Consider the following 20,291-nt stretch of genomic DNA (forward strand, 5'->3'; position numbering starts at 1 on the left):
TCTCTGTATTCACGCGGACATTCTGCGTAGTCACCGCTAACGTTTTCCATGACGTGCGGAGAGTCGTCGCGCAGTGGTTGACCTGCGTGAACTTCCTTACTGCGCAGTGGAATTCACGGCAGATCAGTTGTGACCGGTTGAGTCCGGTTGAGTCGAAACGGAGATCGCAATGGCGCGAGCGGAGAACAAGGCAACGGCGGGCCCGGCGACGCGACTGGTGGCTCAGATCGCCCGCCTCATGCGGCTGAGGAAAGGGCTGACGCAGACGGAAGTGGGCGTCCGGATGGGCTTCTCGGCGGCGGCGGTGAGTGCGATGGAGACGTGTGCGCAACCGGCCAGCGACGAGATGCTGGTGGCGATGGAGCACGCGATCGGCGACGAGATCGGCATCTTCCTGGCGGCGCGGGACTTCGTACGGCTGGACAAGTACCCGGAGCAGTTCAAGAGCTATGCGCTGCTGGAGCAGGAGGCGGTGGGCCTGCGGCTCTACGCAGCGCTAGTGGTGCACGGCTTGTTCCAGACGAAGGCGTACGCGCGGGCGCTGATCGGCGGAGGCTTTCCACCGCTGGCCGACGAACGGGTGGACGAGTTGGTCGAGGCTCGGATGACGCGGAACTCGCTGCTGGACCGCGAGCCGGTGGCGCTGATCGAGGTGATCCTGGAGGAGTCGGTGCTGCGCCGCAAGATCGGCAGCGAGGAGGTCATGCGTGACCAGCTTCTGCACTTGGCGGAGTGCGCGAAGCGCCGTAACGTGACACTTCAGGTACTCCCGTTGGGCTGCGGACTGCTGGGCGAGTACGCGGGTGGTCACGGCGAGCTGGATCTGATCGAAACCCCGGAACACGACCACCTGGTCTACCTGGAACCGCAGGAGGAGAGCCTGCTGATCTCCGACCCGGCAAAGGTGAGCACCTACGCCCAGCGCTATGCGAAGATCCGATCACAGGCCCTTGATCCTCGTGAATCGCTGGGCCTCATCGAACGGTTGGCAGGAGATCGGGAATGACCAGCACCTTGCGGTGGTTCAAGTCGAGCTACAGCAATGCCAGTGGCGGCAACTGCGTCGAAGTCGCCTTCGACTGGCACAAGTCCAGCTACAGCAGTTCCAGCGGTGGCGACTGCGTCGAGGTCGCCGCCTGCTCCCACGCGGTCCACGTCCGCGACTCCAAGTCCCTGGACGGTCCCACCTTCTCGGTCGCCGCTCCCGCCTGGACGACGTTCCTCGGCTGGGCCGAGTAAGTCGCTACGGTACGACCGGCCGCTCCCGGCCGCCGGTCGCCGTCACCCAGGTCGCGTGCTCTCCGCTGCGGTCAACGGTGACGCCGTACTGCCCAACTCCCGGGCGCCCCAGGCTCTCCCACCGCTCGTACGCGTCGGAGACCTCGTCCCACAACCGCCGGGGCCCCGCCTGCGCGACGGCGAACCGGTCGGCCCGGTGACCGTCGTAGTCGACGGTGGCGCGTGACTCCCCTGCCTCGTCGGTCAGTTCAAGCCGTACGGGCGCGTGCTCCCCACCGCTGTCCCACGCGAAGGCGGCACCGGGCACGCTGAGCCCGATGTGGAACTCGGCGTCCAGATCCCCACCGGCGACGGTCCACGGGGACAGCCCGCTGACGGACTCCGCCGCCGGACCCCCGGGGCTCTCGGCCCCGGTCCCGGTCCCGGCCGCATTGGCCCGCCGCATGGGCATGTACGACGCGAAGGCGTGAAACCGTCCTCGCGCGTCCCGCCCGTGCCCACCGACGGCCAGCTCCAGCGTCCCGTACCGGCACCAGGCGGAGGCCCAGGGCGTGACGACGAGCCCGTCGGGCTCGGTCTGCTCCAGCCAGGCGCGCGGCACGCGGTCGACGGAGAAGGTGGCGACGACCCGCGCGTACGGCCCCCCGGCCGGCCACCCCTGGGCGGCGTCCCCGACAACCAACTCGGGTGCGCAACCGGCGTCTCGCAGATTCCGCCCGGCCAACTCGGACAGCTCGGGGTCGAGTTCCACACTGCTCACCCGACGTTCTCCGACGAGAGCGCAGAGCAGCGCGGCGTTGAACCCGGTCCCCGTCCCCAGCTCAAGAACCCGACCTGATGTTCCGTCAAGATCGCCCAAACCGGCGAGATGCAGCGTACGGACCACCATCGACGGCATCGACGCCGAGGAGGTCGGCAGCCCGTCGGTGAACCGCGTGACGAGAGGCGCGTCGGAGTACGCGGCCTCCAGCCACCCCTCGGGGTCCGATGCCCGCTCACAGACCCGGTAGCCGCCTTCCCCGTCCCTCAACCAGAACCGATCGGGCAGGAACAGATGCCGGGGCACGGCCTCCAGCGCCTGCCGAAGCGGCACCGGCATCGGCATCCCCAGCAGCTGATCGACTTCGCCGATCAGCCCCTCCACCTGCCCAGCTTTCTCCGGGGCACCGCTCACCGCCCGGCTACTTCTTGCCCGGAGCAGGCGCGGGCGGCGTCGGAGGCGGTGGTGGGGGAATGGGCCGATTGGGCTGGGCCCCGTCGTCCCCGATGGGTGAGCGATGTTTGGCCACTACGACGACGTCCACAAGCACCTCCAACTGCCGACACAGCATTCCTCACCTAGAGTCGCCGAACGGGTACGAAGCGTCAATACCGCGTCGTCAGAGCCCCACCGTTGGTACCACCAGGGGCCGGCGGCGTTGCCCACCGGGAACGGGCATGCCGGAACAGGATGGCAAATCCGGACGGTTCGCGCCCGATCGTCCCTCGGGCGGACCGGCACGGCCCGTGAACGGGGAAACACGTCAAGTCGCCCGGCGTGTACACCGTTTCGTGATCTTCGCAGGAGCCACACACAGGGTCCGCAACGCCTCCGGGAGAGCCCGTTAGGTTGTTGCGCGCTCGATCCTGAGTGCTAAACCCCACCGGTCGCCGGTTTTCCGGCGGCGCGCAGTCAGCACAGAAAGATCGCGGATGGACTACTGCTCGACGTGCCGCCGGACGCTCAACGGGGTTTTCGTGTGCCCCGGTTGTGGTGCTTACGCGCCCGACATCGACCCCACGGACCCCCACGTCCACCACACGCCGTCGACCGTCGCGGTCATGTCGGAGATCACGCACACGCGGGAGTTCGACGCGTTCCCGGGTTTCCAGCCGGAGCCCGACGTCGAGACGCCCGCGGGACCGGCCACCCCCTCCGCGACGGGGCGCGCCGCGCGCCGCCGGCGGCTGGCGGACTGGAAGAAGCAGCGGCGTCGGGCGGTCGTCGCGTCGACCGTCGCGCTCGTCGGCGGCGGACTGACACTCGCGTTCATGCCGTCGTCTCGGCCGTCCGCCGGACAGGCGCAGGCGTCCTCGACGCCGGACCCGACGGTCGCGCCGCCCACCTCGTCGGTGGACGGCACCGACACCACCACCGGCGCGCAGACCGAGCGGCCCCGCGTCCGCGTACCCGAGGACGCCAGGACCGGCTCCGGCCCGTCGAAGGCGGCCAGGGGCACGGCCAACTCGCCGGGCAGTGCCACGTCGATCGCCCCGGTGGACGCCCCCGCGAAGCGGGGCGCCGCGCAGGCCGGCGCGCCCTCGGAGGCCGGGTCGTCGTCCCCCGCGTCCCCCGCGTCACCTACGACGCCGACGACGCCTCCCGCGTCCGCGACGCCGGAGACGCCTCCCACCGCGCTCCAGCCCACCACCCCGCCACCGAGCGAGCCGGCCCAGCCGACCCCGACGGCGCCCCCCACGGCGGAACCCTCCACGCAGGACCCGGGGTTGTGCGTGCTGGTTCTGTGCGTGGACCTCGACGGGAAGAACTGAACGACGGCGGTTGCCCGACGCGGGCCGGAGATGTTGTGGTCTGCGCGGCTTGAGTGGTCGGCGTGGCCGGGCGTGGGTGCGGGACCGTGTGCACCCGGCCCCGCACCCGTCCCGCTACCTTCTCGCGGCTACTTCTCCAACTGGATGGCGCGCACGCCGGTGCCCTTGTAACGGGACGGGTAGCCCGTCAGGACGGGGCGGCCCCGTGGCGATCGTGGACGGGCGTCCGAAGTGCGGGGCCTGTAGTACGACCCCGCACCCGTGCCCCGTCTATCGCTGCTCGGGCAGCCGGATCGTGCGGACGAGCGGCATGTCCGCGTAGAGCTCCGGATCCGCCGTGACAACCGGACGGCCGTCAGGCCAGTCCACCGTCGGGCGGGACAGATGGATCGCCTGGCCCAGACGCCATTCGACACCGTCGCGGAGCAACGCGCCCACCGCCGAGGCACCCGCGAAGTCCAGCTCCACGATCTCGGCGGCCGGGAGCGCGCCGACATGGTCGGCCAGTCCCCTGCGTCGGCCGTCGGCGGCGGCAAGGCAGAGGGCCGGCACGTACACGTGCCGCGTGGGGCCGTGTTCGGTGTTGGAGATGAACTGCGAGGCGAGCCAGTTGCCCGCGCCGAGCGCGATGAGCGCGGTCTCGTCGTAGACGACTCCGGTGGACCCGTTCACAGGCTGTCCACGGGCCGACCGGCCTCCAAGTCCTGCCAGACCTTTTCGGCCCTGTCGTGGTCCTCGTCGGTCAGCGTCACGCCGAAGTGCGTCTCGCAGTACGCCTTCGTCGCCTCGTACCGCACTCGCAGCTCTTCCTTCGTGGGCGTCGCCCCCGCCAGTTCGGCGACCAGGTCGCGCATCGTCAGCCCGCGCTCGCGCGCGAGAACCATGAGGCGGTCACGGACTGCGGGGTCAACCTTGACGGTGGTGTCGGCCATGAAGGCAGTATACGGGCGGTATACCGTCTCGGGCGGCCGTTCCGACTGGATGGTCATGGGATTCATTCTCTTGAGTGACCCGGCCCTCTCTCGGGGCCGGGAGTCTCAGATCGCCGGGCAGGCGTCGCCCGGCACCGCCCCGGCCGCCAGCGCCTCGCGGGCCAGGGCGCGGCCCCTGCGGGCCGCCGCCCGGAAGCCGCGGGCCTCGGGCGTCGGGGGCGGAGGGACGCAGACGCGGCACCGGGACCCCGGCGCCAACGGGGCGCCACAGTCGGCGCATTCGGGGCGTGGGGGCCGGGGTTCGGGACTGGGCGCGCGTACCGGCAGCTTGCGGCGCAGGCGGTCCGCGAGGAGGCCCGGCTGCGAGAGGATGTGGGCGGGCAGGCCGCCGGTCAGCGCCTCCCGCAACTGCGCGTCGCTCGCGCCCGCCTCCCGCCACTGGCCGACCAGCGGCGCCAGGCGCATCGCCTCGGCCGTGCCGAGCGTGAGCCGGGGCTCACGGGTGCCGAGCGAGAGCAGCAACTCCGTTGCCGAGCGCAGCTGTTCGGGAACGCTCACCCTGGGCAGCCGCCTCCGCCGGGCCACAGGCCGCGCCTTCGTGGGAACGGGCACCTCGGCAGGCCGCGACGCGGGACCAGGGTCCGGGTCCGGGTTCGCGTCCGGCACAGGGTTCGCCGCCTGGCCAAGGTCCGCCTCTCGGCCCGGGTTCGGGCCGGGAGCGGCGTTCAAGCCGGGCGCAGGACGCGAGTGCGCACCCGGGCCAGGGTCCGGGTTCGCGTCCGGCACAGGGTTCGCCGCCTGGCCAAGGTCCGCCTCTCGGCCCGGGTTCGGGCCGGGAGCGGCGTTCAAGCCGGGCGCAGGACGCGAGTCCGCACCCGGGCCAGGGTCCGGGTTCGCGTCCGGCACAGGGTTCGCCGCCTGGCCAAGGTCCGCCTCTCGGCCCGGGTTCGGGCCGGGAGCGGCGTTCAAGCCGGGCGCAGGAAGCGAGTGCGCCGCCAGGCCCGGCGCGGGGCCGGGCTTCGCCGCCAAGCCCAGGCCTGGATCAAGCCCGGGGTTCGCCCCCTGGCCCAAGTCCGCTCCCGGGCCCGGGAGCGGGCCCGACGCGAGGCCAGGCTCCGCCGCCAGGCCCAGGTCTGGCGCGGGGCCAGGCGCAAAGCCGGGCTCCGCCCCCGGGGCCGGGCCGGGCGCAGGACGCGAGTCCGCACCCGGGCCAGGGTCCGGGTCCGACGCAGGACCCGGGCCCGCCGCCAGGCCCGGCGCGGGGCCGGGCTCCGCCCCCGGGGCCCGGCCAGGGCCCGGCTCACGCCCCCGGCGTCGCGTCGGTTTCGGGGCGCGGCTCAGGGAGGGAGGTTCTTGTAACCCAGTCTTTTCTCCCGAAGGGAGGAAGCCCGCCGTCCCGCCTGCCCGTTCACCGGAGGCCAGGTTTCGGCCATCTTCAAGGTGGTTGGCCGGCGCGTCGTCCGTCACCCGATCCGTGGACGGGCGGTCGAATACCTCGTACACCGTGGAGACCAGGCCGGAATCGGGATCCTTCACCAGCACCCGGCGCAGATAGCCGGAACGCTCCAGGTCATGAAGGGCGTCGGCGATCCGTGCGCGGCCCTCCTTGCGCTGTTCGGCCAGCGACCGGATCGAGGCGCGGCTCCCGGAAGGGAGGCTCAGGAGGTACATCAGTACGCCCGCCGCGCACCACGAGATGTTCCGGTCGCGCAGCAGCGCGTTGCCGAACGTGGAGAAGGACCGCGTCTGCGTTGTACGGTAAATACGCATGGGAGTGCATGGCTCCTGAATGTCACGCCCCCGGGTGTTGTTGCACTGCGGGGGCTTCAACGTGTCCGCCGCCGGACCGGATTGGCGGCGACTCCGTGACCGTAGCGCCACACACCGTGACGAAGGCAAATGCCGACAGACCGCCCCCGCAGGGCGGTTCGGCAACCGGAGCCCGTAAATCAGGCCGGGCGCGACCTGCCTCGATCGATCAAATGTCCCTTATAAGGGTTCATATGAGGGTCCGTCGGATCGATGGGGAATTCACCCGAGGGGGTGAACCCGCCGGCCACCCCACCCACCACGCCGCATCCACCGCCGCATCCACCCCCGCATCCACCGCCACAGACGCCGTGACCTGCGCGGGCCGGTCCGCCCCGGGAAACGGCGCGTGAACATCCGTCATCGAAATCCTCGCCCGTACTGACGTCCCTTCCGGGGCCACTTACCGTCACCTCACGAGGTCGGAGTGTGCTGGGGGGCGACAGGTCGTGGAGTGGTTCAGCGCCGAGAACGTCGTGGCCGTACTCACCGCCGTACTGGGCGTGTTCGCCTCCGTGGGGGTGCTCTGGTACGAGCGCCGGGTGCCGCGCCGGAAGCGGATCGGGTACCGCGTGCAGATGGACACGGCCATCGGCAGCGACGTACGGCCCGGCCGGGCGAACGTACGGCTCGGGCTGTTCAACGAGACCCCCGACATGTCCGACGCCACCCTCGTGCTCCTGCGCATCGAGAACGACGGCTCGCAGTCCATCGCCGACAACGACTACACCGCGCACGGAATCCACGGCCTGACCGCCGAGTTCACCGGCCGGGTCATCCGGGGTGTCGCCGTCACGCAACCGCCGGACGCCGAACACCTCATGGAGCACTTCGAGCCGACCGCCGGGCTCGAACACAGCGGCGGCACCCTCCAAGTCCCGCGCGTCCCGCTCAATCCGGGCCAGCACTACAAACTGCTCGTGCTGCTCACGGGCGGCAGCGTGGACAGCCCGGTCACCGTCAGCGGCGGGCTCCGGGACGGCGTGGTCGTGCCGAACCGTTCCGTGACGCCCGACGTCAAGCCGCCGGTCTTCAGCCGCCCGGCCCGGATCATCACCGTCCTGTTCACGGTCTGTGTCGTCACGCTCGCCTCGCTCATCCTCGTACGCGACGACCACCGGCCGCCGATGGGCTGCGCGAAGGGCGAGTTGACCCTGACGGGATCGACGGCGTTCGAGCCGGTGGTGGAGGAGCTGGCGAAGAAGTACGAGAAGGACTGCCCCGGTTCGGACATCGAGGTGGACGCCGACGGCAGCGCGGCCGGGGTGCTGGAACTGGCGACCAACGCCTCCCGGACCGTGGTCACCCTCTCCGACGGGCCGAAGACCTCAGGCTTCCGCGAACTGGTCGAACACCAGGTCGCGATGTCCGTGTTCACGCTCGTCGTCAACGACGACGTGACGCTCGACGGGCTCAGCACCGCCGACGTACGGAGGATCTACAGCGGCGCCGTACGCGACTGGGGCGAGGTCGGCGGACCCCGGGGCCTGCCGGTCAAACTCATCAGCCGCGACAAGGGATCGGGCACCCGCTCCGTCTTCGAGAGCAAGGTGCTCGGGGGCGACGAGGAGGCCCAGAAGGTGGACACGGTCGGCGACTGCCGCCGGCCCGCCGATCCGGCGGGGCCCGTCTTCCGGTGCGAACTCGACACCACACAACAGGTGTTGAACACCGTCAGCGATGTGCCGGGCGCCATCGGCTACAGCGAACTGCGCTCAAGCAGCGGTGTGGACGGACTCCACCGGCTGAAGCTGGACGGCCACCCGCCCTCGATCGACACCGTCGCGGAGAGCGCCTACCCGTACCGCGAGATCGAGTACGCGTACACCTACGGCCGCCCCTCCCCCGACTCCCTCGCGTCGCACTTCCTCTCCTACATGATCAGGGGCGGCGGTGTGGACCTCGTCCGCGCGCAGGGGCACCTGCCGTGCGGGACGTCGGAGGGGCTGGAAATCTGCGCGGACACGGACCGGTAGCCGGTGGCCGGTGGCCGGTGGCCGACAGCCGGTGGCCGACAGCGGGTGGCCAATGACCGGTGGCCGGTGGCCGGTGGGACGACGCCGGACGGCGAGAACGAATGGCGCGAACGGGGCCGGGGCCGCGAACGGGGTCAGACGAACGCCCCCGCCACCGCCAGCACCAGACAGATCCCGAAGTTGACCGGCCGGTGGGCCAGGAAGACCGCCGCGAACTCCCGGATGGTGGCGCTCGGCCAGAAGTACGCCGCCGTGGGCGAGCCGATGACCTGGCCCCGGACGCCGGTCTCCCGGGCGACGAGCGCGGCCCGCAGGACATGGAAGTTGTTGGTCACGATCACACAGCGGTAGTCCGGCTTCTCCGCCGCCATGATCTCCATGCTCAGCCGGAGGTTCTCGTCCGTGGTGCGGGAGCGGTCCTCGCGCCGGATGTGCTCCTCGGGAAGTCCCCGGCCGATCAGGAAATTCGCCATCGCGTGTGATTCGGGGAGGAGTTCGTCGGGGCCCTGCCCGCCGGAGGTGACGACCACCGGCGGCTTCCCGCGCGCGGCCTGCTTCTCGTACACCGAACGCGCGCGGTGCAGCCGGCTCGCCAGCAGGGGCGGCACCTTGGCACCGGAGCGCAGGCCGGAGCCGAGGACGACGACGAAGTCGACGTGCCGGTTGATGCGCAACCGCCCGTAGAGAAAGGCGTATCCGACGAAGCAGAGGAAGAGGAACGACACATAGCCGGTCACGAGCAGGGTGCTCGCGGCGATCCAGGTGAGCGGACCCGTCCGCTCGAACGCCGCCGCGACCGCCAGGCCCATGACGCCGAAGATGCCCAACCCGGCGAGGAGCGACAGCAGATTGGCCGGGCGGCGGCCCTCCTTCCGCACCATCTGCACGCCGTTGGAGACCAGGAAGCAGGCGAGCAGGACGACGCCCAGCGCCGGGATCAGCACCACCGCCAGCAGCACGGCGTCGAACCACGGCCCCGTGGTCATCACGGCGAGCTGGCTCATCAGGCCGAAGGACAGGGCGGACAGGGCGAGTCCGAGAATGACGGCGTGGCTGAACCGCCGTCGGTCACGTACCACGCCGACGAGGAAGACCAGGAAGAGCACGGCGGCAGCCGCGTAGGCGAAGGCGTAGACGTACATGATCTCAGGATAGGCAGGCGGGGCGCGGCGGTTCGCAGCGCTGGTGACGGGGCGCTCGTGCAGGGGCGCCGGTGAAGGGTGGCTCCGCCCCGGCGGCCGTCCTGGCCACCGGGGCGGAGCAACCGGCGAACTCGCCCGCCGTTCCTCCCCGTTTCCCGCTGCGCGTCACGCGTTACGCGTTGCTCGTCACCCGCTGCGCGTTACGCGTACGCGTTGCTCGTCACCCGCTACTTGTTACAGGAAGGAGTTGATCTGGATGGTCTCCGTACGGCCCGGTCCCACGCCGATCGCCGAGATCGGGGCGCCCGACATCTCCTCCAGCGCCTTCACGTACGCCTGCGCGTTCTTCGGCAGTTCGTCGAAGGTCTTCGCCTCGCTGATGTCCTCCGACCAGCCCGGCAGGTACTCGTAGATCGGCTTGGCGTGGTGGAAGTCGCTCTGGCTGTAAGGGAGTTCCTCGACGCGCCGGCCGTCGATCTCGTACGCCACACAGACCGGGATGCGCTCCCAGCCGGTCAGCACGTCCAGCTTGGTGAGGAAGAAGTCCGTCAGACCGTTGACCCGCGTCGCGTAACGCGAGATCACCGCGTCGAACCAGCCGCAGCGGCGGTCGCGGCCCGTCGTCACGCCCCGCTCGCCGCCGATACGGCGCAGCGCCTCGCCGTCCGCGTCCAGCAGTTCGGTCGGGAACGGGCCCGCGCCGACGCGTGTCGTGTACGCCTTGAGGATGCCGATGACCCGGCTGATCTTCGTGGGGCCGACGCCGGAGCCCGTACAGGCGCCGCCCGCCGTCGGGTTGGACGACGTGACGAAGGGGTACGTGCCGTGGTCGACGTCCAGGAGCGTGCCCTGACCGCCCTCGAAGAGGACGACCTTTCCGGCGTCGATGGCGTCGTTGAGGACGAGCGTGGTGTCGCTGACGTACGGGCGCAGCTTCTCCGCGTACTCCAGCAGCTCCTCGACGATCTTCCCGGCCTCTATGGCGCGCCGGTTGTAGAGCTTGGCGAGGAGCTGGTTCTTGAAGTCCAGCGCCGCGTCGACCTTCTGGGTCAGGATCGACTCGTCGTACAGGTCCTGGACACGGATACCGACCCGGTTGATCTTGTCGGCGTACGTCGGGCCGATGCCGCGGCCCGTCGTGCCGATCTTCCGGGAGCCGAGGAACCGTTCCGTCACCTTGTCCATCGTCGTGTGGTACGACGTGATCAGATGCGCGTTGCCGCTGATCAGGAGCTTCGACGTGTCGACACCGCGGTCGTTGAGCCCACTCAGCTCGGAGAGCAGGACGGCCGGGTCGACGACGACGCCGTTGCCGATGACGGGCGTGCAGTCGGGGGAGAGGATTCCGGAAGGGAGGAGATGCAGCGCGTATTTCTGGTCGCCGACGACGACCGTGTGGCCGGCGTTGTTGCCACCCTGGTAACGCACCACATAGTCCACGGAACCACCGAGCAGGTCGGTGGCCTTTCCCTTGCCTTCGTCACCCCACTGAGCACCGAGCAGCACAAGTGCGGGCACAGGCGTACACCCCTTCCGGGCGGGGCATGTCCAAGGCCAGGGGACGCACGCACTTACGCACAAACGCAGGACGCACACGCGCGACACCTCGCACGAATCCGCACCACGCCGCACGAATCCGTACGACAAAACCCGAGCCGTCGAACCGGTTGCCCCGGAATAGACCAAGCCCCTGGCGCAATAGCGCAAGGGGCTCTTGCACAAAGATGCTACCCGAGGAAGGACCGAGGTGTCGGCTCCAGAGCCCGCCGAGAACGGTGCCCAGCAGCTTCTGGTGGTCGTCGACCCGATCGCCCGCAGAACCGACGGCGAATCAGTACGTATCGCCAAGGACGTGCTGAACGCGGGCGCCACCGCGAAATTCTGCCTGCCCGACAGTCCCGCCGACTTCGCGAGGATGCTGGCGCGCAGAGGCACCCGGCGGCCGGTGGTGATCGGCGACGACCGGGCCCTGCTGCGGACCGTCGCCCTGCTGCACCGGGAACGGGACCTGGCGGCGGGCGCGCTGTCGCTGGTGCCGGTCGGGGCCTCCGTCGACCTGGCGCGCTCGCTCGGGGTGCCCACGGGGGCGGTCGCGGCGGCGCGGGCGGTGCTGGACGGGGTCGTACGGCGGCTGGACCTGCTCGTGGACGACAGCGACGGGGTGGTGCTGGGCGGTCTGCGCATCCCGGCGCTGCCGCCGGGGGAGGACGGGCGGGGCGGGGAGCACGCGGGCGGTCTTTCGGTGTGGGGCGCCTGCCGTTCGCTGGTCCGTACGCTGGTCAAGCCGGTGCCGCAGGTGCTCGCCGTACACACGCACCGGCTGCGGGTGGAGGCGGACGGGGTCGTGCTGAGCGACCTGGACGACCCGGTGGACTCGGTGACGGTGCGCTCGCTCGGCGGGCGGGCGGAGGTCGTGGTCCGTACACGCTCCTCGGCCGAGCCGATCACCGCGAGCGCGCTGTCGGTGACGGTCTCGGGCGCGGACTTCCGCTACCGGGCGGACACGGCGGTGACGGGGCCGGTGCGGACCCGGACATGGACGCTGCGGGCGGGGGCGTGGGGGCTGACGCTTCCGGCGGAGGGGTGAGAGGGCGGGGCGGTCCGTCCGGAGCTCCGGTGGGTGGCGGCCGGCCGGTGGTGACGGGGCGGGCTCATTCGCCGCGCAGTTCCGCCCGGTGCTTCGTCCAGCGTTCCATCATCGATCCCAGCTCCTCCTCCAGGAAGAGGAAGAACTCCAGCGTCTCGTTGATCCGGCGGCCCTGCGGGCTGTCCAGACCGAAGTGGTCGACGCCCTCCTGCATCGTGGTCCGCCAGCGGCGCAGCATGACGTCCCTGTTGGTGAGGGCCTCGTACCACTGGTCGCCCTGCACGCGGTAGCGCTCCCGGCGCGAGCCCGGTTCCCGCTCCCGGACGACCATGTTGACCTGGGCGAGATAGCGGACCGCGCCCGATACGGCCGCCGGACTGACCTTCAGCCGCTCGCCCAGTTCCGCCGCGCTCATCACGCCGCGCTCGGAGGAGAGCAGCGCGGCGAAGACCCGGGCCGGCATACGGGTCATGCCCGCCTCGACGAGCTGGGCGGCGAAGCTTTCGACGAACTGCGAGACGGCGGCTTCGTCGTTCCGGCCGCGGACGGCCTCGGCGCCGACGGCCCGATCGTCTGTGTCCCGGCCGTGGGCGTCCTGGCCGTCTGTGTCCTGGCCTTTGTCGTTCCGACCGTCGGCGTTCCGACCGTCGGCGTTCCGACCGTCGGCGTTCCGACCGTCGGCGTTCCGGCCGTCGGCGTTCTGGCCGTTGACGTGGTCACGGCCACTGTCGTGCTGGGGGCGGTGGCCTTCACTCATTCGCCGACCTCGGTCTCTCGGGTGCTGATGGCTCTGTGTGACCAGTCTATCGATCGATTCATACGCTTCCTTAACTTCACAAATTTCTGAAAGAAGCGTACGTTCAGAAATATGAAGAAGGCAATCACCGTCGCCGGACTGCACAAGTCGTTCGGCCGGACGCACGCGCTCGACGGCCTCGACCTCACCGTCGAGGCCGGTGAGGTCCACGGATTCCTCGGCCCCAACGGCGCCGGAAAGTCCACCACCATCCGTGTGCTGCTCGGGCTCCTGCGCGCCGACTCGGGCGCCGCGCAGCTCCTCGGCCAGGACCCGTGGAACGACGCCGTCGCCCTGCACCGGCGGCTCGCCTACGTACCCGGTGACGTCGAGCTGTGGCCCAACCTCACCGGCGGCGAGGCCATCGACCTGCTCTCCACCCTGCGCGGCGGGCTGGACCGGCGGCGCCGCGACGAACTGATCGAACGGTTCGACCTCGACCCGACCAAGAAGGGCCGCGCCTACTCCAAGGGCAACCGGCAGAAGGTGGCCATCGTCGCCGCGCTCGCCTCCGACGCCGAACTGCTCCTGCTGGACGAGCCGACGGCCGGTCTCGACCCACTCATGGAGGTCGTCTTCCAGGACGTCATCCTCCAGGCGAAGACCGCCGGGCGGACCGTCCTGCTCTCCAGCCACATCCTCGCCCAGGTCGAGAAGCTCTGTGACCGGGTGAGCATCGTCCGGCAGGGCCGTACCGTCCAGTCCGGCACGCTCACCGAGATGCGCCACCTCACCCGTACGACCGTCGAGGCCGAGACGGCGCGCCCGGCCACCGGGCTCGACGCCCTGCCCGGCATCCACGGCGTCCGGGCCAACGGCCACCGGGTGCACTTCGCGGTCGACGGCGCGCACCTCGACACCGCGATCCGTACCCTCGGCGGCTTCGGCATCCGGAGCCTGATCAGCCACCCGCCGACCCTCGAAGAGCTGATGCTGCGGCACTACGGCGACGAACTCGCGGCGGGCGGGCACGCGGGCGGGGACGGGGACGCGTCGGCGGGCGGGCGCACGGACCGGGACCGGGACCGGGACCGGGACCGGGACCGGGAAACGTACGGACAAGCCGCCGGGGCTGGCACCCACGACGAAGCGGCCGACGGCGCGCCCGCCACCACCGAGGGCGGGGCCGCGCGATGACCACCGTCACGGCACCCGCCGCCGACCGCGCGTCCGCGCCCGGCCGGACCGGCTCCGGCGCCCTCGCCGGGACCGGCACCCTGACGCGTTTCGGCCTGCGCCGGGACCGCGTCCGTATCCCCGTCTGGGTGATCGCCCTCACCCTCGGCACGCTGTCCACGGCGGCCGAGTACAAGACCCTGTACGCCACCGCGGAGCAGCGGGCAGCGGCCGTCGGTTCCATGGACAGCCCGGCCGCGCTCGCCATGACCGGCCCGCGCCACTACCTGGACGACTCCACCATCGGCTCGATGATGAGCCACCAACTCCTCGGCTTCATGGCCGTCCTGGTCGGCCTCATGAGCGTCCTCATCGTCACCCGGCACACCCGCGACGAGGAGGAGACCGGGCGCGCCGAACTCGTACGCTCCACCGTCGTCGGCCACCACGCCCACCTCGCCGCCGCGCTGGCCGTCGCCACCGTCGCGAACCTCGCGCTCGCGGCCCTGCTGACACTGGGCCTCCTCGCCACGGGCCTCGGCGGGGTCGGTACGGGCTCGGCGCTGCTGTACGGGCTCGCGCACGCCGCCGTCGGTCTGGTCTTCGCGGGCGTGGCGGCCGTCACCGTACAGATCACCGCCCACACACGCGGCGCCTCCGGCATGGCCCTCGCCGTGATCGGCGTCGCGTACGCGCTGCGCGCCGCCGGTGACGTCGGGAACGACGCGCTGTCCTGGCTGTCCCCGATCGGCTGGGTCCAGCGCACGTACGTCTTCGTCGACGACCGCTGGTGGCCGCTGCTGCTCTGTCTGGTGCTCGCCGCGCTGACCGCCGCGTGCGGTTTCGTCCTGAGCACCCGGCGCGACGTGGGCGCGGGCCTGCGCGCGTCCCGGCTCGGCAGGCGTACGGCCTCCGGCGCGCTGACCCGGCCGCTCGGTTTCGCCCTGCGGCTGCACCGCGCGACCCTGCTGGGCTTCGTCGCGGGGCTGTTCGTGATGGGGCTGATGTACGGCTCCATCCTCGGCGAGGCCGAGGACATGGTGGGGGACATCGATCAGGTGCGGGAGGCGCTGGCGAAGATCGGCGGCGCGTCACTGGCCGAGTCGTTCGCGTCGACGGTGATGGTCGTGATCGCCGTGGTGGCCGCCGTGTACGTGGTCATGGCCACGCTCCGGCCGCGCGCCGAGGAGAACGCGGGCCGCGCCGAACCGCTCCTGGCCACCGGGCTCTCCCGTGACCGCTGGGTGGGCAGCCATGTGGCGGTGGCCCTCGCGGGCGGAACGGCGCTGCTGCTCGTGGCCGGGCTGGGCTTCGGCCTCGCGGGCGCGGCCTCGGCCGGGGACGGCGGGCTGGCGCCGCGACTGACCGGCGCCGCGCTGGCGTACGCGCCGGCGCTGTGGGTGACGGTGGGGGTGGCCGTCGCGCTCTACGGCTGGTACCCGCGCGCCGGGGCGGCGGCCTGGATCGTGCCGGTGTACGCGTTCGTGGTCGGATATCTCGGGTCGGTCCTCCAGTTCCCGGCCTGGATGAACAACCTGTCGCCCTTCGGGCACGTGCCCCGGCTTCCGGCCGCCTCGATGAGCTGGACGCCCCTGCTGATCCTCACGGCGGTCGCCGCCGGGCTGATCGCGCTGGGACTGGCGGGGTTCCGGCGGCGGGACCTGGAGACGAAGTAGCGTAGGGGGGAGGGGAGTTGGGTCACCGCTCACCGCTCTGGCTCTGGCTCTACGAGGGGTTCCGTCATCCCCTGGATCACAGCTCCATGAGCCGTTCCCTGTCTCCCCGGGTCACAGCTCCACGAGGAGTTCCCGCACCCCCCGGATCACATATCCCGGCTTCCACTCCGGCTCGGCCACGAGCCGGAGTGTCGGTGCCCGGCGCAGCAACTCGCCGAACGACGCGGTCAGTTCGAGCCGCCCGAGGGGCGCGCCCAGGCAGTAGTGGATGCCCGCGCCGAACGTCACGTGCGGATTGTCCGCACGGGTCAGGTCCACGGTGTCCGGGCGGTCGAAGCGAGCCGGGTCGCGGTTGGCGGAGCCGAAGAGCAGGGCGAGTTCGGAGCCGCGCGGCACGACGGTGCCGTCGATCTCGATGTCGTCCAGGACCCAGCGCTCGAACATCTGGAGCGGGGTGTCGAAGCGCAGCAGTTCCTCCACAGCTGTGGACAACGACGCCTCGCCCGCGCGCAGGGCCGCGAGTTGCTCCGGGTGCCGGAACAGCGTCCACCAGCCGTTGACGGTCGTGTTGACCGTCGCCTCGTGACCCGCGTTGAGCAGCAGCGCGCAGGTGGAGATCGTCTCCTGCTCGCTCAGCCGGTCCCCCGCGTCCTGCGCGGCGATCAGTGCCGTGAGCAGGTCGGCGCCGGGGGCGGCCCGCCGGGCAGCGATCAACTCCCTTAGATAAGCGGTGAATTCGAGCGAGGACCGGACGGCCTGCCGGGCCACCTCCTCCGACGGGTTCAGCTCGTACATCGCGCACATGTCGGCCGACCAGGGGCGCAGCAGCGCCCGGTCCGACTCGGGGACGCCCAGCATCTCGGCGATGACGGCGACCGGCAGCGGCTCCGCCACCTCGGCGAGCAGGTCGCCGCCGCCCGCCGCGCACAGCTGGCCGACCAGTTCGGCGGCGAGCCGCCGTACGGTCGGGGCGAGCGCCTCGACGGTGCGCGGGGTGAACGCCTTCGACACGAGGCGGCGGATCCGGGTGTGGTCCGGTGCCTCCAGGTCGAGCAGGCCGTTGCCGTTGAGGATGTGGAACGGCTCGTGCGCCTCCGGTGTCGGCGCCCGGCCGAACTCCTCGTGCGTGAAGCGATGGAGGTACGTCCGCCCCAGCCGCCGGTCCCGCAGCAGGGCCGACACGTCGGCGTGGTGCGGGACGAGCCACTGCCGCGAGGGCTCGAAGTAGTGCAGCCGGCCGCGTTCGCGCAGTTCCGCGTAGACGGGGTACGGGTCGGCGACGAAGTCGGGCGACCACGGGTCGAAGGACCGGGCGGGCGACGTGGGCGGGGGTACGGCCGAGGACGCCGGCCCGGACGCGACGTGGGACGACGCGTGCGAGGCCACGGGGGCGGGGGACGCGAGGTCGGCCACGGGGCCGGGACCGGGGGTCGAACCGGGTGCGGGCCGGGGCTCGGGTGCGGGTACGTCGGTTGCGTCGGGTGCGGGCCGGGACTCTGCCATGGGCGCACGTTACGCGTACGGAGCCCGTGGCCGTCCCCCCGGGCGGTGTCAGACACATCACGCCTGGCGGGGGAGGCTGACCTGGGGGCGAGGGGGCAGCCGCCGCTCACCGGCGCGAAGGCCGGGCTCACCCCGTACGAACGAACCGGCTCACCCCGGCACGCGCGGGAGGCCCGCCTCAGCGGGACGAACCGCCACTCCCCCGGCGCGAAAGCCGGGCCCGGCCCGCCCCGTGCGAACGAACCGGCTCGCCTCAGGCGCCGAAGGCCCGCCGCTCACCCGGCGCGAACACGCCCGGCTGACCCGGCGGGAGACCGCCGCTCGCCCCGGCACGCGGGGACCGCCCGGCGCAAAGGAACGCTCGCCCCCACCGCGGGACGCCGACTCCCCCGGCACGACCCCCGTACCAACGAGTCGGCTCACCCCCGCGCGAAGAGACTGCTCACCCCCAGGCGCGAGCGCACCAGCCCACCCCGGCGTGAAAAGCCCGCCGCTCATCCCGGCGCGGGAACCACCACTCATCCCGGCGCACGGAGAACCACTGCTCACCCCGGCGCACGGAGAACCGAACCACCCCCGCGTAAAGAAACCGCTCACCCCGGTGTGACCAGTCTCGCCTCGTACGCGAACACCGCCGCCTGTGTGCGGTCCCGCAGCCCCAGCTTCACCAGGATCCGGCTCACGTGCGTCTTGATCGTGGACTCGGCCACCACCAGATGGCTGGCGATCTCCGCGTTCGACAGCCCCTGCGCGATCAGGACCAGGACCTCCGTCTCGCGCTCCGTCAGCTCGCCCATCTGTGCCAGCGCGGGCGGGCGCGGGGCCTCCGCGAGTTTGGAGAACTCGGTGATCAGCCGACGCGTCACCGTCGGCGCCAGCAGGGCCTCGCCGGACGCCACCACCCTTACCCCGTCGGCCAGTTGGCGTGCCGAGGCGTCCTTCAGAAGGAAGCCGGAGGCACCCGCGCGCAGCGCCTGGTACACGTACTCGTCGAGATCGAACGTCGTCAGGACCAGTACCTTCGCGTCCGCGTCCGCCGCCACGATCTCGCGAGTCGCGTCGATGCCGTTCAGCTCCGGCATGCGGATGTCCATCAGGACGACGTCCGGGGCGAGGGCCGCGACCTGGGTGACGGCCTCGCGGCCGTTCACCGCCTCGCCGACGACCTCGATGTCCGGCATCGCGTTCAGCAGCACCGAGAAACCCTCACGGACCATCACCTGGTCGTCGACGATCAGGACGCGGATCGTCATGACCGCTCCCCGTCGGCGGCCGGGGCGGCGCCACCGTTCTCGTCGTCCTCGGGGGCGGCGACCGGGATGAACGCCGTCACCTCGTAACCGCCGTCCGCCTGGGCCCTCGCGGTCATATCACCGTTCAGCATGGTCACCCGCTCCCGCATCCCCGTGATGCCGTGCCCCGCGCCGGGCGAGGGTTTCACCAGCCCACGCGGCGGTGTGTTGACGATCCGCAGGCCGATCCCGCCGAGCACGTACGCGACCTCGACCTTGGCCGTGGCGCCCGGCGCGTGCCGAAGGGCGTTGCTGAGTGCTTCCTGGATGATCCGGTACGCCGACAGCTCGACGCCCTGCGGCAGCTCCCGTACCGCTCCGGTGACCGTCTTCTCCACGGTCAGGCCCGCCTCCCGGACGTTGGACAGCAGCCCATCCAGCTCGGCGAGGGTCGGCTGGGGCGCGTCGGGGGCGTCGTAGTCGTCGGCCCGTACGACACCGAGGACGCGGCGCAGCTCGGTCAGCGCGGCGACGGCGTTCTCCCGGATGGTGGCGAACGCCTGCTCCAGCTCGGGCGGCGGGTTCTCCACCCGGTAGGGCGCGGCCTCCGCCTGGATCGCGACGACCGACATGTGGTGCGCGACGACGTCGTGCAGCTCGCGGGCGATGGTGGTGCGCTCCTCCAGGAGCGTGCGGCGGCTGCGCTCGACGGCGTTGACGCTGAGCTGGACCGCCACCTCCTTCTTCGCGTCGCGGCGGATGTGGACGGCGGAGACCGTCAGCAGGAAGAGCGCGGAGACGACGAGCAAGGGCCCGCTCGTCGAGCTGTACGCGTACATGCCGCCGAAGAGCGTCTCGGCGACCAGGGCGTACGCCAGTGTGACCAGCCACATCCAGCCCGCGGTGCGGGGGTTGGTGCGTATCGCGACGATGGTCATCACGGCGAGGTACGAGGCGAAGGCGCCGGGTGTCCAGGGCCAGTCGCTGTAGTAGGAGGTGCCGCCCATCGCGGTGACCGCGGTGATCGCGAGGGCCAGCCACCAGGCCGCGACGGGCCGGATGAGGACCAGCAGGACCGGGATCACGGGGAGCAGTTCCAGCAGCCCCGTGCCGTTGGACGTTCCGGTGAGCAGGGCGAACAGCGCGCAGAAGCCGATCACGGCGTGCGGAAGCCACGCCACTCCCTCGCGCAGCGGACCGGGCAGCCGGCGCGTGATCGGGCCGTCCGTCGCCATGCGCGGCATCGGCCGGTAGGCGAAGGCGTCGTGGAAGAGGTCCTGGCGCAGGCTCCCGAGGAGGCCGGCTGCGGCCCGGAACTCGGGGCTCCGGGCTTTCCCGGTCGCGGTCTTCTGCTCTGTCGTGGTCACGTTTTCCAAGGTAGGGGAGGGACGGGCACCGGTCGTCACCAGTGATATGGATACTTCTCCGTCCGTCCCAGGTACTACGTGGCGACTGGTGGGGGCCCGGAGGCGGCTCGCTACGCGGCGGGCGCGGGCTGCTCGGAGGTCGCGGGCTCCCGGAGGCGGCTCGTTGCGCGGCGGGCGCGGGCTCCCGTACGGGCGGGCTCCCGCACGGCGGCGCGGGCTGCTCCGAGGGCTCGGGCTCCCGCACGGCGGCGCGGGCTGCTCCGAGGGCTCGGGCTCCCAGAGGCGGCTCGTTACGCGGCGGGCGCGGGCTGCTCCGAGGGCTCGGGCTCCCGCACGGCGGGCTCGGGCTCCCGTACGGGCGGGCTCCCAGAGGCGGCTCGTTGC

Annotated in this window: 16 protein-coding genes and 1 pseudogene; 7 read left to right on the forward strand and 10 right to left on the reverse strand. The window is 71.5% G+C overall.

Annotated elements, in window-relative coordinates; genetic code table 11:
- Positions 1 to 169 precede the first annotated feature (169 nt).
- Together OG875_RS13600 and OG875_RS13605 are read left to right on the forward strand one after the other, a co-directional pair.
- Positions 170 to 1,006, forward strand: coding sequence for a helix-turn-helix domain-containing protein (locus tag OG875_RS13600; RefSeq protein WP_330174480.1), 837 nt, complete (start codon positions 170 to 172; stop codon positions 1,004 to 1,006).
- Positions 1,003 to 1,239, forward strand: a complete 237-nt coding sequence (locus OG875_RS13605; protein WP_330174481.1) for a DUF397 domain-containing protein — start codon at positions 1,003 to 1,005, stop codon at positions 1,237 to 1,239. The genes OG875_RS13600 and OG875_RS13605 overlap by 4 nt, the downstream gene beginning before the upstream one ends.
- Before the next feature lie 4 nt (positions 1,240 to 1,243).
- Here OG875_RS13605 and OG875_RS13610 read toward each other — a convergent pair whose 3' ends face one another.
- Positions 1,244 to 2,413: a protein-L-isoaspartate O-methyltransferase family protein gene (locus OG875_RS13610; RefSeq protein ID WP_330174482.1), complete on the reverse strand. Its 1,170-nt coding sequence runs from the start codon at positions 2,411 to 2,413 to the stop codon at positions 1,244 to 1,246.
- 518 nt (positions 2,414 to 2,931) lie between these two features.
- Here OG875_RS13610 and OG875_RS13615 point away from each other — a divergent pair.
- Positions 2,932 to 3,771 carry an SCO2400 family protein gene (locus OG875_RS13615; RefSeq protein ID WP_443079112.1) on the forward strand — a complete coding sequence of 280 codons (840 nt, stop codon included), beginning with the start codon at positions 2,932 to 2,934 and terminating at the stop codon, positions 3,769 to 3,771.
- A gap of 270 nt (positions 3,772 to 4,041) precedes the next feature.
- On the opposite strand, the gene OG875_RS13620 is transcribed toward OG875_RS13615, so the two are convergent.
- The 3 genes from OG875_RS13620 to OG875_RS13630 all read right to left on the reverse strand — a co-directional run bounded on the left by OG875_RS13620 (position 4,042) and on the right by OG875_RS13630 (position 5,261).
- Complete coding sequence (locus tag OG875_RS13620; RefSeq protein WP_330174484.1) at positions 4,042 to 4,443, reverse strand: hypothetical protein; 402 nt, start codon at positions 4,441 to 4,443, stop codon at positions 4,042 to 4,044.
- Complete coding sequence (locus OG875_RS13625) at positions 4,440 to 4,703, reverse strand: hypothetical protein (protein WP_330174485.1); 264 nt, start codon at positions 4,701 to 4,703, stop codon at positions 4,440 to 4,442. Before OG875_RS13625 ends, OG875_RS13620 begins: the two co-directional genes overlap by 4 nt.
- A 105-nt stretch (positions 4,704 to 4,808) precedes the next feature.
- Positions 4,809 to 5,261, reverse strand: a complete 453-nt coding sequence (locus OG875_RS13630; protein ID WP_330174486.1) for a hypothetical protein — start codon at positions 5,259 to 5,261, stop codon at positions 4,809 to 4,811.
- Positions 5,262 to 6,961: 1,700 nt separating this feature from the next.
- Between OG875_RS13630 and OG875_RS13635 the strand changes: the two genes are divergently transcribed.
- On the forward strand, positions 6,962 to 8,488 hold the full coding sequence (locus OG875_RS13635) for a substrate-binding domain-containing protein (protein ID WP_330174487.1): 1,527 nt from the start codon (positions 6,962 to 6,964) through the stop codon (positions 8,486 to 8,488).
- A gap of 134 nt (positions 8,489 to 8,622) precedes the next feature.
- Here the strand turns inward: OG875_RS13635 and OG875_RS13640 are convergent, their stop codons facing one another.
- Both OG875_RS13640 and OG875_RS13645 read right to left on the reverse strand, forming a co-directional pair.
- Positions 8,623 to 9,630 (reverse strand): YdcF family protein, encoded by a 1,008-nt coding sequence (locus OG875_RS13640; RefSeq protein ID WP_330174488.1) that lies wholly within the window; start codon positions 9,628 to 9,630, stop codon positions 8,623 to 8,625.
- Positions 9,631 to 9,864: 234 nt separating this feature from the next.
- Positions 9,865 to 11,148 (reverse strand): adenylosuccinate synthase, encoded by a 1,284-nt coding sequence (locus tag OG875_RS13645; protein WP_330174489.1) that lies wholly within the window; start codon positions 11,146 to 11,148, stop codon positions 9,865 to 9,867.
- A gap of 229 nt (positions 11,149 to 11,377) precedes the next feature.
- On the opposite strand from OG875_RS13645, the gene OG875_RS13650 reads away from it, so the two are divergent.
- Positions 11,378 to 12,217 carry a diacylglycerol kinase gene (locus tag OG875_RS13650; RefSeq protein ID WP_330174490.1) on the forward strand — a complete coding sequence of 280 codons (840 nt, stop codon included), beginning with the start codon at positions 11,378 to 11,380 and terminating at the stop codon, positions 12,215 to 12,217.
- A gap of 64 nt (positions 12,218 to 12,281) precedes the next feature.
- On the opposite strand, the pseudogene OG875_RS13655 reads toward OG875_RS13650, so the two are convergent.
- Positions 12,282 to 12,761, reverse strand: a pseudogene (locus tag OG875_RS13655) (GbsR/MarR family transcriptional regulator); the annotation flags it as partial.
- Positions 12,762 to 13,085: 324 nt separating this feature from the next.
- Here OG875_RS13655 and OG875_RS13660 point away from each other — a divergent pair.
- Together OG875_RS13660 and OG875_RS13665 are read left to right on the forward strand one after the other, a co-directional pair.
- The gene (locus OG875_RS13660) at positions 13,086 to 14,150 is read left to right on the forward strand and encodes an ABC transporter ATP-binding protein (protein WP_330174491.1); all 1,065 of its coding nucleotides are present in this window, start codon (positions 13,086 to 13,088) and stop codon (positions 14,148 to 14,150) included.
- Entirely contained in the window at positions 14,147 to 15,805 is a 1,659-nt protein-coding gene (locus tag OG875_RS13665) for an ABC transporter permease (RefSeq protein ID WP_330174492.1), read from the forward strand. Before OG875_RS13660 ends, OG875_RS13665 begins: the two co-directional genes overlap by 4 nt.
- A 111-nt stretch (positions 15,806 to 15,916) precedes the next feature.
- On the opposite strand, the gene OG875_RS13670 is transcribed toward OG875_RS13665, so the two are convergent.
- From OG875_RS13670 to OG875_RS13680, 3 genes are all read right to left on the reverse strand, one after another.
- Entirely contained in the window at positions 15,917 to 17,308 is a 1,392-nt protein-coding gene (locus OG875_RS13670; RefSeq protein WP_330174493.1) for a cytochrome P450, read from the reverse strand.
- Between the two features lie 593 nt (positions 17,309 to 17,901).
- Entirely contained in the window at positions 17,902 to 18,561 is a 660-nt protein-coding gene (locus OG875_RS13675; protein WP_330174494.1) for a response regulator transcription factor, read from the reverse strand.
- Entirely contained in the window at positions 18,558 to 19,907 is a 1,350-nt protein-coding gene (locus tag OG875_RS13680) for a sensor histidine kinase (protein WP_330174495.1), read from the reverse strand. The genes OG875_RS13675 and OG875_RS13680 overlap by 4 nt, the downstream gene beginning before the upstream one ends.
- Positions 19,908 to 20,291: the final 384 nt, after the last annotated feature.

The sequence above is a fragment of the Streptomyces sp. NBC_01498 genome, assembly GCF_036327775.1.
In the GTDB taxonomy this organism is placed as follows: domain Bacteria; phylum Actinomycetota; class Actinomycetes; order Streptomycetales; family Streptomycetaceae; genus Streptomyces.

Bases quoted from the DNA above. Each gene is read 5' to 3' on its own strand.
- OG875_RS13615 (WP_443079112.1), top strand. From the start codon at position 2,932: ATGGACTACTGCTCGACGTGCCGCCGGACGCTCAACGGGGTTTTCGTG.
- OG875_RS13675 (WP_330174494.1), bottom strand. From the start codon at position 18,561: ATGACGATCCGCGTCCTGATCGTCGACGACCAGGTGATGGTCCGTGAG.
- OG875_RS13625 (WP_330174485.1), bottom strand. From the start codon at position 4,703: ATGGCCGACACCACCGTCAAGGTTGACCCCGCAGTCCGTGACCGCCTC.
- OG875_RS13670 (WP_330174493.1), bottom strand. From the start codon at position 17,308: ATGGCAGAGTCCCGGCCCGCACCCGACGCAACCGACGTACCCGCACCC.
- OG875_RS13600 (WP_330174480.1), top strand. From the start codon at position 170: ATGGCGCGAGCGGAGAACAAGGCAACGGCGGGCCCGGCGACGCGACTG.
- OG875_RS13640 (WP_330174488.1), bottom strand. From the start codon at position 9,630: ATGTACGTCTACGCCTTCGCCTACGCGGCTGCCGCCGTGCTCTTCCTG.
- OG875_RS13605 (WP_330174481.1), top strand. From the start codon at position 1,003: ATGACCAGCACCTTGCGGTGGTTCAAGTCGAGCTACAGCAATGCCAGT.
- OG875_RS13665 (WP_330174492.1), top strand. From the start codon at position 14,147: ATGACCACCGTCACGGCACCCGCCGCCGACCGCGCGTCCGCGCCCGGC.
- OG875_RS13660 (WP_330174491.1), top strand. From the start codon at position 13,086: ATGAAGAAGGCAATCACCGTCGCCGGACTGCACAAGTCGTTCGGCCGG.